The sequence below is a fragment of the Nostoc sp. DSM 114167 genome (assembly GCF_052692655.1).
On sequence record NZ_CP195116.1, the window covers coordinates 7,217,689 to 7,232,102 of the forward strand.

General features: G+C 41.7%; 6 protein-coding genes. 4 read left to right on the plus strand and 2 right to left on the minus strand.

The genetic code is table 11. From position 1 onward, the window contains the following. Positions 1 to 158 precede the first annotated feature (158 nt). Complete coding sequence (locus tag NSTC731_RS30325) at positions 159 to 3,350, plus strand: efflux RND transporter permease subunit (protein ID WP_445628185.1); 3,192 nt, start codon at positions 159 to 161, stop codon at positions 3,348 to 3,350. Positions 3,351 to 3,723: 373 nt separating this feature from the next. Continuing rightward, positions 3,724 to 5,106: a carotenoid oxygenase family protein gene (locus NSTC731_RS30330; protein ID WP_445628186.1), complete on the plus strand. Its 1,383-nt coding sequence runs from the start codon at positions 3,724 to 3,726 to the stop codon at positions 5,104 to 5,106. A gap of 347 nt (positions 5,107 to 5,453) precedes the next feature. Here NSTC731_RS30330 and NSTC731_RS30335 read toward each other — a convergent pair whose 3' ends face one another. Together NSTC731_RS30335 and NSTC731_RS30340 are read right to left on the minus strand one after the other, a co-directional pair. Further along, positions 5,454 to 6,158 carry a CAP domain-containing protein gene (locus NSTC731_RS30335; RefSeq protein ID WP_445628187.1) on the minus strand — a complete coding sequence of 235 codons (705 nt, stop codon included), beginning with the start codon at positions 6,156 to 6,158 and terminating at the stop codon, positions 5,454 to 5,456. 264 nt (positions 6,159 to 6,422) lie between these two features. After that, positions 6,423 to 7,550 (minus strand): acyltransferase family protein, encoded by a 1,128-nt coding sequence (locus NSTC731_RS30340; RefSeq protein WP_445628188.1) that lies wholly within the window; start codon positions 7,548 to 7,550, stop codon positions 6,423 to 6,425. Positions 7,551 to 8,059: 509 nt separating this feature from the next. Here NSTC731_RS30340 and NSTC731_RS30345 point away from each other — a divergent pair. Further along, on the plus strand, positions 8,060 to 13,528 hold the full coding sequence (locus tag NSTC731_RS30345; RefSeq protein ID WP_445628189.1) for a Calx-beta domain-containing protein: 5,469 nt from the start codon (positions 8,060 to 8,062) through the stop codon (positions 13,526 to 13,528). A 293-nt stretch (positions 13,529 to 13,821) separates the two neighbouring features. Next, on the plus strand, positions 13,822 to 14,283 hold the full coding sequence (locus tag NSTC731_RS30350; RefSeq protein WP_445628190.1) for a helix-turn-helix domain-containing protein: 462 nt from the start codon (positions 13,822 to 13,824) through the stop codon (positions 14,281 to 14,283). The last annotated feature ends 131 nt before the right edge of the window (positions 14,284 to 14,414 follow it).

A 14,414-nucleotide genomic window follows, 5' to 3' on the forward strand; every position in this document is an offset into this window, starting at 1 on the left:
GGGACAAGGGGACAAGGGGACAAGGGGACAAGGGGGAATTATTGAACAAGTCTCTCCCTTGCCTTTCCCCTCTTCCTTATCTACCTTGTCTTTTCTCCATACTCAATTCCCAATGTCCCATGCCAAATACCAAATACCCAAAGCCCAATTTTTAAACTATGTTTGTTGACTTCTTTATTAAGCGGCCAATTTTTGCGTCGGTATGTGCGATCGTCATCCTTTTAATCGGATTAATTAGTATTCCCACTCTGCCGATCGCCAGATTCCCAGAAATTAGTCCCACCCAAATCACTGTAACTTCCAACTATAGCGGAGCTAGTGCAGAAGTCGTAGAAAGCGGAGTGACAAATATCTTAGAAAGGCAAATCAACGGGGTTGAGGGACTAAGATATCTCACTTCTAGCAGCAGTAACGATGGTACTAGTACCATTACAGCCACCTTCGATTCATCACGGGATAAAGATATTGCGGCTGTGGATGTGCAAAATCGTGTTTCTGTTGCCCAGCCACAACTACCAGACTCTGTGCAACGCACGGGAGTGCGAGTATCGAAAGAATCTAGTAACATCCTGTTAGCGATTGGTTTATTTGCTGAAAATAAAGAGTACGACAATACATTTTTAAGTAACTATGCCGACCTTTACTTAGCAGATGCCTTAAAAAGAGTCAAAGGTGTGAGCAACGTTCAAATTTTTGGCGAACGCCGTTATGCAATGCGCCTGTGGTTAGATCCAACTCGCCTTGCCAATCGGGGGCTAACAACTCAGGATGTAGCGAATGCTTTATCTGAACAAAACTTGCAAGTTGGTGCAGGGAGAATTGGACAAGAACCTGCTCCTGAAGGACAAAGGTATCAACTTGATGTACGTGCTGCTAGCCGATTAGCAGAACCATCAGAATTTGAAGAAATTGTCCTCAAAACTGGAGATGATGGCACATTAGTCAAGCTCAAAGATGTCGGTAGAGCAGAACTGGGTGCAGAAAACTACAGTTCATTTCTGCGATTTCGTGGTAACGATGCTGTCGGTTTAGGGATTTATCAGGTTCCTGGTAGTAATGCCTTGGATGTAGCCAAGGGAGTCAAAGCTGAACTGGCGCGATTGGCTCCGAGTTTTCCGCCAGGAATGAAATATCAAGTAGCTTTTGACACAACCTCCTTTGTCGAAGAATCTTTGGCAGAAGTAGTCAAGACTCTAATTGAAGCGGTGGTGCTGGTTATAATTGTAATTTTTGTGTTTTTACAAGACTGGCGAACCACTTTAATTCCTGCACTTACCATTCCGCTTTCCTTAATTGGAACGTTTGCTTTCGTTAAAGTTTTTAACTTTTCCATCAATAGTTTGACTTTGTTTGGTCTAACTTTAGCATCGGGCATGGTAGTAGACGATGCGATTGTGGTGGTAGAGCAAATTAGCCGCTTTATTCAGGATAAAGGAATTAGTCCTCGCCGAGCTGCTAGTGAATCAATGGCGGAGCTGTTTGGCGCAGTTATTGCCACATCACTGGTATTAATGGCGGTGTTTGTGCCAGTGGCATTTTTTCCGGGAACCACAGGCGCACTTTATCGGCAATTTGCGCTGACAATCGCCTTTTCCATTGCGATTTCGACATTTCTAGCTTTGACGCTGACACCTTCTTTATGTGCACTGCTGCTGCGTCAAGGACAAAAACCTTCAGGCTTACTGGGTTGGATTTTTGACCGGATTAATAGATTCTTGGAATGGGTAAGGTCAAGTTACGAGCGATCGCTTACCTGGATGGTACGATTCAAAAGCATCGTCATTGGGTTGTTTATCGTCTCCTTAGGAATGACTGCTTGGCTGTACACCACAGTACCAACAGCCTTTCTACCCGATGAAGATGAAGGCTACTTCATCACAATTATCCAAGGACCGCAAGGGGTTTCACTGCAATATACTAGCGATGTGATTGCAAAGGTAGAAAAAGAAATTCTGCAAATTCCAGAAGTACTGGGGACTTTTGCGATCGGTGGATTTGGTTTTAGTGGTAGCACAGCTAACAGCGGCATCATCTTTACAACTTTAAAATCTTGGGACGAGCGCTCAAAACCCGATCGATCAGTACAGGCGATTATTGGCAGCTTGCAAGGAAAGTTATTGGCAATTCCAGAGGCCAGGGTTTTTCCTGTGAATCCGCCACCAATTCAGGGTTTAGGCAACTTTGGCGGCTTCGTCTTTCAACTGCAAGACCGCAGAGGTAACAGTGGCTTAGAAAATTTGGTGCAATCGATGGGTAAGTTGCTAGGTAAAGCTAATCAAACACCAGGATTACAAGCTGTATTTAGTACCTTTGCCGCAGATACACCACAATTGCTTGTGGAAGTAGACCGCAATAAAGCCAAATCATTGCAAGTTTCCATAGATGATGTCTTCAGTACTTTACAAACTGCTTTGGGATCGCAATATGTAAACGATTTCAATCTCCAGCAGCGCAATTATCGGGTGTATCTCCAGGCAGATCAACAGTATCGTTCCAACCCAAAAGATATTGGCAAACTATACGTTCGTTCTCAAAAGAATCAAATGATTCCTTTGAGTAACTTAGTCACAGTTACTCCAACCGTGGGAGCGCAAACGATAAATCACTACAATCTGTTCCGCTCAATTGAAATTAATGGTGCCGCCGCCCCTGGCTCTAGCTCTGGAGACGCAATTAAAGCAATGGAAAAAGTTGCTAAAGAAGTTTTACCAGCAGGTTATGGTTATGAATGGTCAGGGACTGCGTTAGAAGAAATTGATTCTGGTGGTTTAGCACCCCTGATCTTTGGATTAGGATTGGTATTTGTGTTTTTGGTATTAGCTGCTCAATATGAAAACTACGTTGACCCGTTTATCATTCTGTTATCAGTTCCCTTAGCAATCTTTGGAGCGCTGATAGCTCAATCAATACGGGGTTTTGCGAATGATGTTTATTGTCAAATTGGTCTAGTAATGTTGATCGGTTTAGCTAGTAAGAATGCAATTTTAATTGTAGAATTTGCTAACCAATTACGAGACCAAGGGCTTTCGATGACCAAAGCAGTAATTGAGGCTTCACAAGAGCGGTTACGCCCAATTTTGATGACTGCTTTTTCTACACTATTGGGGATTTTCCCCTTAGCTACTGCCACGGGTGCAGGGGCGGGAAGTCGCCAATCTTTAGGAACTGCTGTTTTTGGTGGGATGTTAATCGCGACTTTTTTGAGTTTGTTTGTCGTCCCAATTTTGTATATCGTAATTAAAACGATAACAGAGCGATTTATCAAACCAAATCGGCATCAAGAAATACCAGCAGAAGCAGTGTCGTTGAATGGTAACACTGCTATATATTCAACAAAAGCTGAGGATTGAGTATTTATCGTTATCGATTGAAGCAAATCAATTTAGGGACTTGCAAAAAATAAATGATCCCATCATAAACCTTGCTTTTTATGATGGGATATTTTTTAACTGCAAGTACCTTAAATGCTGCTGGACTCAATGCTCAAGACATCGCCGTTTTATTCCTATCGAGATATAGACTAAATCTTTACTTTGATATCTGCTATAGCACACCTTATTCTGAAGATGAATGAAACCTCCTACAAATCAAACGAATTAAACAGCAAAAAAAAAGTTTAATTTGTAGACCGATTGCAAAAATTCCACAACGCCCTCAAAATTTCCATGTGGGCATAATGACAAACCAGAATGTACAGTACAAATGTACGCTTAAATCAAGACAATGGTAACAATAGCAGTCAATCCCTATCTCGATGGCAATTTTGCTCCAGTCCATGAAGAAATCACCACCGACAAATTGGCAGTCATCGGTGAATTACCCCCTGACTTATCAGGGATGTTTGTGCGGAATGGCCCTAACCCTCAATGGACGCCTATCGGTCAATATCATTGGTTTGATGGAGATGGGATGTTGCATGGTGTGCAAATTAGCAACGGCATAGCCACTTATCGTAACCGCTACGTCCAGACTTTCGGATGGAAAAAAGAACGAGAAGCGGGTAAAGCTATCTGGAGTGGATTGTTAGAACCACCACAGATGGATAATCCCCACGGCCGCTACAAAAATACTGCCAATACTGCCTTAGTGTGGCACGCTGGTCAAATGTTGGCGCTGAATGAAGGGGGTAAACCTCACGCCATCAAGCTGCCTGAATTAGAAACCATTGGCGAGTACACCTACAATGGTAAACTGGTTTCTGCCTTCACAGCCCATCCCAAGGTAGACCCCGTTACAGGGGAAATGATCTTCTTTGGCTATTCTCTGTTTGCGCCACCATACCTGCAATATAGTGTGGTCTCAGCAGAAGGCGAACTGTTGCGGACAGTGCCAATTGAACTGCCAATAGGCGTGATGATGCACGATTTTGCCATCACGGAAAACTACACAATTTTCATGGATTTGCCGCTGACTTTTAACCCTGAAAGAGCGCAACGGGGAGAACCTGTAATGATGTTTGAGCGCGATCGCCCCAGTCGTTTTGGCATTTTACCACGTCACGGTGACAACAGTAATATCCGCTGGTTTGAAAGTCCCTCTTGCTACGTCTTCCATACCCTCAACGCTTACGAAGAGGGAGACGAAGTAGTGCTAATCGCCTGTCGCATGAGTTCTACAACTGTTTTGAGTTCTGATGATTCGCAACCCGATCCAAACGCAAATATTCCCCGTTTGCATCGCTGGCGATTTAACCTCAATACTGGTTCAGTACGTGAAGAAATGTTGGATGATGTAGCTTCGGAATTTCCCCGCGTCAACGAAAACCAATTGGGGCGACAAAACCGATATGGCTACACTAACAAAGCGGTAAACAGTCCCGTACCTTTATTTGACGGTATCATCAAATACGACTTCAATAGTGGAAAATCCCAAATACATGAATTTGGGCAAGGGCGCTATAACGGTGAAACAGTGTTTGCGCCGCGTCCTGGTGCAACGGCTGAGGATGATGGTTGGCTGATGACTTTCGTCCATGATGAGGGTTCAGATACTTCAGAATTAGTAGTAGTGAATGCCCAAGATATAACAGCTGAACCTGTAGCGCGGGTGATAATTCCTCAGCGAGTGCCTTATGGCTTTCATGGTGCTTGGTTTGCTGCAAAATAGCTAAATGGGCAGTTAGAAACCTTGTTTACACAGACAAAACCCGCTTAGGCGGGTTTCAAATTCTTTGAGTCAGCGCAGCGGACTTGGCTTGTGTAAACATGATTTCTAATCGCCAGGTTATCCCCAATACAATACTTCTCACTTTGTGCATTTTTAACTCGGAATCTAGTTTGGGGTAAAGGGTAAGGGTTAAAGGTTTTTTCTTTCCCTTTTCCCCAAAACCCAAGAAGTATTAATTCCCAATACGCTTGGGTTAAGAGTTATTAGTGTAAATAATTGGTCTTTCAAGACGCGATCGATCGCGTCTCTACACTAGGATTCTGGGCTTATATGAACTCCCCCGCAAATTATTTTTCCCTATATCCGCCAGCGTAGTCAATCACGCAGATTGTTCTATATAATTTGTGAGTTCCATAAGCAACACCAGAGACCTTAAAAGCACCATTAAAAATGTTTTTTCGATGGCCGCGATCGCTCACACCATCATCAATAATTAACTGCATGACAATATCTTGAGCGCTGTTTGGCCCATAACTGATATTTTCACCTGCGGTTGTTTGCCATTTCCCATAGCGGTTGATGCGAGTAAAAGGGTTGCTACCATCGCTACCATCATGACCTAAAGCACCTTTTGGGCCTTGGTCTTTTACGTGATCTTTTGCTCCTAAAGACATACCCTTAGATACACTCAAGGTTCCTACAGGACGTGCTGATTTGAGAAATGCGATCGCTTCGTCAACTGCTTTGACTCCTTCTTGAGTTCGTAGATAAGTATTATTAGAAATTTTGACTCGGTTCCCCTCAAAGCGCTTTCTATAGTTTTCCAAAATCGGGAGGTATGCTTTAGGATTTGTTCTTACCTTATTGGTTTCAACAATTACCTGTTGTTCCAAGGGTGAAAGGTAACTCGCCTTTGCTAATAAAGTTGGACTACTTTGTTTAACTACTGCTGGGTTAGGCTTGGCTATAGACGGGTTAGATTGAAGCAGTTGATTTGAGCAGCCCAATACCAAGGTAATTGGCAAAAATACCCAAAAATTCATGCGACGCATCGATTACCTCACAATTTTTCTATGGATTAATTTAGTGAATTAGAAGAAATATGAATTTTCAACGCACAGATAAGTCTGTATACGCTTCTGCCGTGAGAAACGATATCAGGGCTTAAGTAAGTTTGCTAAAGAAAGCGCAGATTAACGCGCCAATAATATTGATAAAGTTACGATTGCCTTTGTTCCTAAAGTGTTACAATCCATCACTTAACACCTGTTGTAACATTGAAAACACTAAAACGTAAATAATAACAAAAATCTTTTTTACACTTTCAGAAACCAGCGTTGCCGATACATCAGAAAACCAACAGCCCACCACAACAACACGGTGACTAAAGCAAAGAACAAGGAACCATTCAGCACACCCGCCCAAGATGCGAAAAAATTCTGGTAAATCCAATTGTAGGTACTAGGAGCGTCTTTGCCAGTGCCAACAGTGGTTTTGACTAAAATTTTAATTAACAAAACCGATGCAACGAAAAGAGCGATCGCATTTAAGCCCATAATTTCAAAAGGTTTGCTCCAGCGACGCATCAGCCGTACTTCAATAAGTTCATAACAAGCTGTTAGTAATAATAACGCCCAACCTGTTGTAAATACTACATAAGAGCTTGTCCACAGCTTTTTGTTAATTGGGAATGTCCACCCCCACGCCAAACCGATAATTAAGCAACCGACTCCAAATAATCCTAAACCGATACTTGTGCGTGACTGTACAGGTTGACTGCGTATCCATTGACCTGTGAAGTAGCCAGCAAGGACACTTACTATCGCGGGAATAGTACTGAAAAGCCCTTCTGGATCTCCCATAAAGTTGAAACCATCACCCTTATATAAATGTGTTTTAGGAATAATCAGGCGGTCAACATAAGCGCCAAAATTACCCTCTCGCGTCAAAACTCCTGCACCAAATTCTGGCACTGCTGTATACATCATCGTTAGCCAGTAGCCAATGAGTAGCACTGCTGCTAGTATCCATTGACCTTTGCGTGGAAGGTTGAGAACAGCTAGGGAAGCCAGCAGATAGGTAAGGCTGATGCGCTGCAATACTCCCATAATGCGGATACTACTGAAATCAAAAGTCCAAATACCTTGATTCCAAAAGCCATTTAGTAGTAATCCCAAGGCAAAGAGAATAGCGGCGCGGCGCAATATCCGCCAGTAAACAGCTGAGGTTGGTTTATTGCCCTCGGTGTATTTTGACAGCGAGAAAGTCATCGCTACACCAACAATGAAGAGAAAGAAAGGAAATACCAAGTCCGTTGGTGTGCAGCCGTGCCAATCGGCGTGAGCTAAGGGAGGATATACATCATCTGCGACACCCGCCATATTAACGAGAATCATTCCAGCGATGGTAATGCCGCGAAAAACATCCAGTGAAGTCAGGCGCATAAGCGGAATTTTATCTTACATGAGTATCTAAAGTACTCCGCTTGATGCAGGTAAGCAAGCAAAATTTATAGGTTTACTTACCAAATATAGTTTTTCATCAAGGTTCCTGCCCATACTATCTTGTATGAAACTAGAAGTACGCGATCGCACCTAGACCACAGTTTTAGTTTAGCTATTCAAAAAGGATTGGTAGTACCAGAACTGTTAATAAAGCTAGATATACTCAAATTTCAATCAATCAATCGTTATTTAAGTGAAAATGCAGTTGTATTGTCACTAGACTTAGTATAAATTGCTATAAACAAAAGCTGTGACGAAAAAACAGCTAACTTTATTCAAGGCGTGCTTATATAACAACTAAAAATATTGCGGTTTTGTCTCATTAAATAAAAGTAATTACCGATTTCATTTGGAAATGAAAGCGAATGCAGAGTCATTCACTTTCTATTTTGTTATGCACGCTAAATCTTACTAAGCTAAAGCTAATAAATTATATTTAAGGAATAATTATGATAAAAGTGCCAGAAAATCATCGCTCTAAAAGTATAAATAAGTCTACTATTAAATTAATAGATGCAAGCACAAATATTGTTTTTATAGATCCAAAAGTTATAGATTATCAAAGCTTGGTGGCTGGTATTACACTTGGCAGTGAAGTTGTTATTCTTGATGCCAATAGAGACGGTTTAGCACAAATTACCGAGTTTCTCGCAAAACGTAAATCCAATTCAGTTCAATCAATTCACATTGTTTCCCACGGAAGTGTGGGGAGTTTGCAGCTAGGATCAATTAACTTCAACCTTAGCAATCTGGATAGCTACAAAAATCAGTTACAAAAGTGGGCAAGTGCTTTAACTGATAAAGCTGACATCCTAATTTATGGCTGTGATGTAGCCAGTGGTGAAGGCACAAAATTTGTACGGCAGATTAGCCAAATTACTGGAGCGGATGTTGCCGCTTCCACTGACAAAACCGGAAGTACAGCTTTAGGTGGCGACTGGGATTTAGAAGTGAAAACAGGGAAAATTGAGGCTTCCCTGGCATTTAAACCTGAAGTAATACAGGCTTACCAATCGATTTTGCCAGCTAGTTTTACTGGCACATACTCTCAAAACTTCAACACATTAGCTGCTTCCGGAACATCTATTGCTTGGACTAATGATTCAACCATTTTGGGCTGGTATTCCACAAGAACAAATTACATCACTGGTACTGGCAGTAATAACACAGGTGGATTGTACAGTTTTGGTAGTGCTAATAATGCAGACCGGGCACTTGGTTCTGTAGCTTCTGGTACTACAGGGACTATTTATTATGGGTTGCGCCTCCAAAACAACACAGGTTCAACAATTACTAACTTGCAAGTAGGTTACACGGGTGAGCAATGGCGTAATGGTGGTAATACATCGCCGCAACAGCTGAAATTTAGTTATCAAACAGGGTCAACTCTCACAAGTTTGACAACAGGGACATGGACATCTGTCACATCGCTAGATTTCACCGGGCCAATTGCAACTGCAACCGCAGGTGCCATAGATGGCAATCAAAGTGTCAATCGAATTGTCATAGCACCTGTAATATTTAACCTACCTACCCCAATCGCTAACGGTGAAGAGATTATATTGCGTTGGGAAGACATAGATGATGGAAGCAACGATCATGGTTTAGCGATTGACGATGTATCTGTCAAACTAAATAACACTACTTATGTAGTAACTAACACTAATGATAGCGGTGCTGGCTCGTTGAGGCAAGCTATTATCAATGCCAATAACGATCCAGGGATTGAGACAATCGTCTTTGATACGACTGGGATATTTGGTGATGCGACCCCCGACACTATTACCCTCACTTCTGGGGAATTGAATATTACCGAAGGAGTCATAATTCAAGGAACTGGGGCTAATAAACTCGTCATTAGTGGTAACAATGCTTCCCGTATTTTTAATGCCAGTGCATCCCTCTTAATTGATGGGTTACATATAACTGGGGGAAATGCAGGCAATAACAACGGTGGCGGCATTTACAGTACCAATAGTGTCACAGTCAGCAATAGCATCATTTCTGGCAACACCACCAACAGTAGCGGCGGTGGCATTTACAGTAGCAATACCACTATTAGCAATAGTATCATTTCTGGCAACACCGCCAACAGTAGCGGCGGTGGCATTTACAGTACCACTAGTGCGACAGTCAGCAATAGTACTCTTTCTGGCAACACCGCCAGCTACAGGGGCGGCGGCATCTACAGTAGCAATACTACTATTAGCAATAGTACTTTTTCCGGCAACACTGCCAACGATAACGGCGGTGGTATCTTCAGTAGTACTCTTCTCACCATAAGCAATAGCACTATTTCTAGCAATACAGCAAAAATTTCTGGTGGTGGCATCTACACCAGCAATGCCACGGTGAGTAATAGCACTATTTTTCAAAACACTGCTGATAGTGATAACAATGGCACAGGTAATGGTGGCGGCATTTTTAGGTCTGGCGGTACGGTAAGCATCAGCAATAGCATCATTGCTGGCAATATTGACCGAGGTAATCAAGCGCCAGATATCTCTGGGATCAACTTTAATGGTAATGCTTACAACCTGATTGGCAATCTTGCTGGTAAATCATCCGGGACTCTGGGCACAGGTACAGATATTATTAACCCCAATCCCGGACTCAAACCGCTAGGAGATTACGGTGGTTCTACACAAACTCATGCTTTATACTTTAGCAGCCCTGCCAGGAATGCTGGCGATCCCGCTTACAATGGTGGCTTAACTACGGATCAGCGTGGCACGGATTTTAACCGTATTGAAAGCGGCAGAATTGACATTGGAGCATTTGAATATGTGCTTCCAAAAGTCAACTTTGGTGCTGCTACGTACAATACAACAGAAGATAGTACCGCCACTACAGTAACTATTTCTGTTACCTTAGATGCCTCTCCTGAAAACGCTGTCACAGTTCCTATTGTCGTCAAAAACACTAGCACGGCTAGTAATGGCAACGATTACACTTTTTCCCCCGCTACCATCTCCTTTACTGCTGGGGCAACAGGCGCAAATTTAACACAGCTAATTACTTTTACTATAAACCCAGACGATTTACCTGAGAATGCAGAAACAGTTGTACTCAACTTCGGCACGCTAACAGGAGCTGATTTAGGGACAATAACTGAAACTACTCTGAATATTGCTGCTAATGATTCCATTCAATATGCAATTTCCAGCACCACTTCAAATTTGACTGAAGGTAATAGCGGTACTCAAGCTGTTACCTTCACGGTTACTCGCAGTGGTGGTATTGGCGTAGCTAGCACCGTAAATTATGCTTTTGGCGGTGCGGCAATTTTTGGCAGTGACTATAACAATATTCAAGTGACGGGTGGAGGAACTGCTGCATCTGGGACTTTAAGCTTCGCTGTTGGGGAAACCACAAAGACAATTACAGCTGATGTTTTGGGTGACAACACATTTGAACTCAATGAAGACATTGCTCTTATTCTGAGCAATCCCAACCTCACAACTGCGCCGGCAAATTCCACAATTACTAACAGTTCGGCTACAGTAAACATCATCAACGATGATAGCCAACCAACTATTAGCATCTCGGATGTCTTTGTGACTGAAGGTACAGGCACAACAACTAATGCTAGCTTTACTATCAGTCTCTCCAATCCCAGTTCTCAACAAATTAGTGTAAATTACAACACGAGTGATGGTACAGCACAAGCTGCTGACTCTGATTACAACTCTGCTTCCGGGACGATTACTTTCAATCCTGGTGAAACTAGTAAAACCCTTAGCATTGGTGTTTTAGGCGATAACAAATTTGAAACCGACGAGACATTTTCCGTCAATCTTTTGGGTGCGACAAATGCCACGATCGCAGATAATTTAGCAGTTGCTACCATCACCAACGATGATAGCCAACCAACTATCAGCATCTCGGATGTCTCAATTGCTGAAGGCAACACAGGTACAACAACTAATGCTAACTTTACTATCACTCTTTCCAATGCCAGTTATCAGCAAGTTACTGTAAATTACAATACCATTGATGGTACTGCTCAAGTTGCTGATTCTGATTACAACTCTGCTTCTGGAACTATTACTTTCAATCCAGGGGAAACTAGCAAAGTTATTAGTATTGGTGTCATCGGTGATAACAAAGCTGAAACCAACGAGACATTTTCTGTTAATCTTTTGGGTGCAACAAATGCCGCGATCGCAGATAGTTTAGGAGTGGCTAACATCATTGATGATGACAACCAACCGACTATCAGTATCTCAGATGTCTCAGTTATTGAAGACAATACAGGTACAACAACTAATGCTAACTTTACTATCAGTCTTTCTAATCCTAGTTATCAACAGATTACTGTAAATTACAACACCACTGATGGTACTGCTCAAGTTGCTGACTCTGATTACAACTCTGCTTCTGGAACTATTACTTTCAATCCTGGGGAAACGAGCAAAGTTATTAGTATTGGCGTCATCGGCGATAACCAAACTGAAACTGACGAGACATTTTCTGTTAATCTTTCGGCTGCAACAAATGCCGCGATCGCAGATAGTTTAGGAGTTGGTACTATTATCAACGATGATAACCAACCAACTATCAACATTTCGGATGTTTCAGTTTCTGAAGGCAACACAGGCACAACAAGTAATGCTAACTTTATTATCAGTCTTTCTAATCCTAGTTCTCAACAGATTACTGTAAATTACAATACCACTGATGGCACTGCTCAAGTTGGTGACTCTGATTACAACTCTGCTTCTGGAACTATTACTTTCAATCCTGGCGAAACCAGTAAAATCCTTAGCGTTGGTGTTGTAGGCGATAACAAATTTGAAACTGACGAGACATTTTCTGTCAATCTTTTGGGTGCGACAAATGCCGCAATTACTGATAGCTTGGGAGTTGGTACTATTATCAACGATGATAACCAACCAACTATCAGCATTTCGGATGTCTCAGTTTCTGAAGGCAATACAGGCACAACAAGTAATGCTAACTTTACTATCAGTCTTTCTAATCCTAGTTATCAGCAGGTTACTGTAAATTACAACACCACTGATGGCACTGCTCAAGTTTCTAACTCTGATTACAATTATGATTCAGGAACAATTATTTTCGCTCCTGGTGAAACTAGCAAAACTCTTAGCATTGGTGTTTTAGGCGATAACCAAACTGAAGCCAACGAAACATTTTCTGTCAATCTTTCAGGCGCGACAAATGGCACGATCGCAGATAATTTAGGAGTGGCTACCATCATTGATGATGACAACCCAACAACTGTCAGTATCTCCGATGTCTCAATTGCTGAAGGTAACACAGGCACAACAACTAATGCTAACTTTATCGTCACTCTCTCCGCAGCGAGTTTACAGCAGGTTACTGTAAATTACAACACTAGTGATGGCACTGCTAAAGTTTCTGACTCTGATTACAACCCTGCTTCCGGGACAATCGTTTTCAATCCTGGCGAAACCACCAAAACTATTGCTATTGGTGTCATAGGTGATAACAAAGCTGAAACCAACGAGACATTTTCTGTCAATCTTTTCGGTGCTACAAACACCACGATTACTGATAGCTTGGGAGTGGCTACTATCATAAATGACGATCAACCCCCAGCCATCAGCATTGCAGATGTATCAGTCAAAGAAGGCACAACAGGAATGACAACTAATGCTAATTTTGTCGTCACTCTCTCAAATGAATTCTATCAACCGATAGCCGTAAATTACAGTACGAGTGATGGTACCGCTAAAGAATCTGACTCGGATTATAATTTTGGTTTAGGGACAATTGTTTTCAACCCTGGCGAAACTAGCAAAGTTATTAGTATTGGCATAAGAGGTGATAATAAAGTTGAATCCAATGAAACATTTTTTGTCAATATCTATGGTGCAGCAAATGCCACATTTAATAATAACCAAGGAGTTGGCACAATCAAGAATGATGACTAATCGTTATTGAACAGAACATTAGCGATCGCTGCAATTATCCCAGCCCAGAGTAGCCGTGGGTAAATACTTGTGCTATAAATTACATTTTTTGATTTATCCGCCCAAATTTTTATAGATTAAAGTACTAAATATAACTAAAACTATACGTAGTCAAAGTTCGATTAGCATTTTAAAATCCAGGATTAAGCCATTATCAAAAAAATTTATCCGAAAATCAAATATTCAGTAAAATTACGTATGCGGATCGAAGTCTTCTCAATGAATAGTAGAATTAGCCCATACAGGAGAAGACTGTGACGCTCTTAAATGAAGCTCAAGTAGAGCAACTAAAGGAAATAACCACACGCTTGCGACAAGTAAGACAAGAAAAATCTATCCGCATAGAAGAAATAGCCTCTCAGACAATGCTTCGAGTAGGTATTTTGCAAGCGTTAGAAGAAGATCGATTTGAAGAATTGCCTGAGCCGATTTTTCTCCAAGGATTCATCCGTCGTTATGGAGATGCTTTAGGCCTAGATGGAAATGCTTTATCGTACAGCCTTATAACCAATGTTGTCTGTAAAGATTCTAAAAATGCTCACCACTCAGACAATAAACAAAATACATACATACCTCTTGTTCTGACCTATATTTTATTATTGGTTAGTGCATCTGCTGGTCTTCTTCATATACTTAATCCACAACTGACAGCTGAATCTCTGACTTCAGAAAATAATAATCAACAGTCAATAGTCAGTAATCAGACTAACAAATGACCAAAAACATAGAGGGAGCGGAAAGACGCGATTAATCGCGTCTGTACCGAGTCAAAAAACAGAATTAATAACCAATGACAAATGACCAATACTTCTCTACGAGAGGCTGCGCCAACGACTACGCGGTAGTT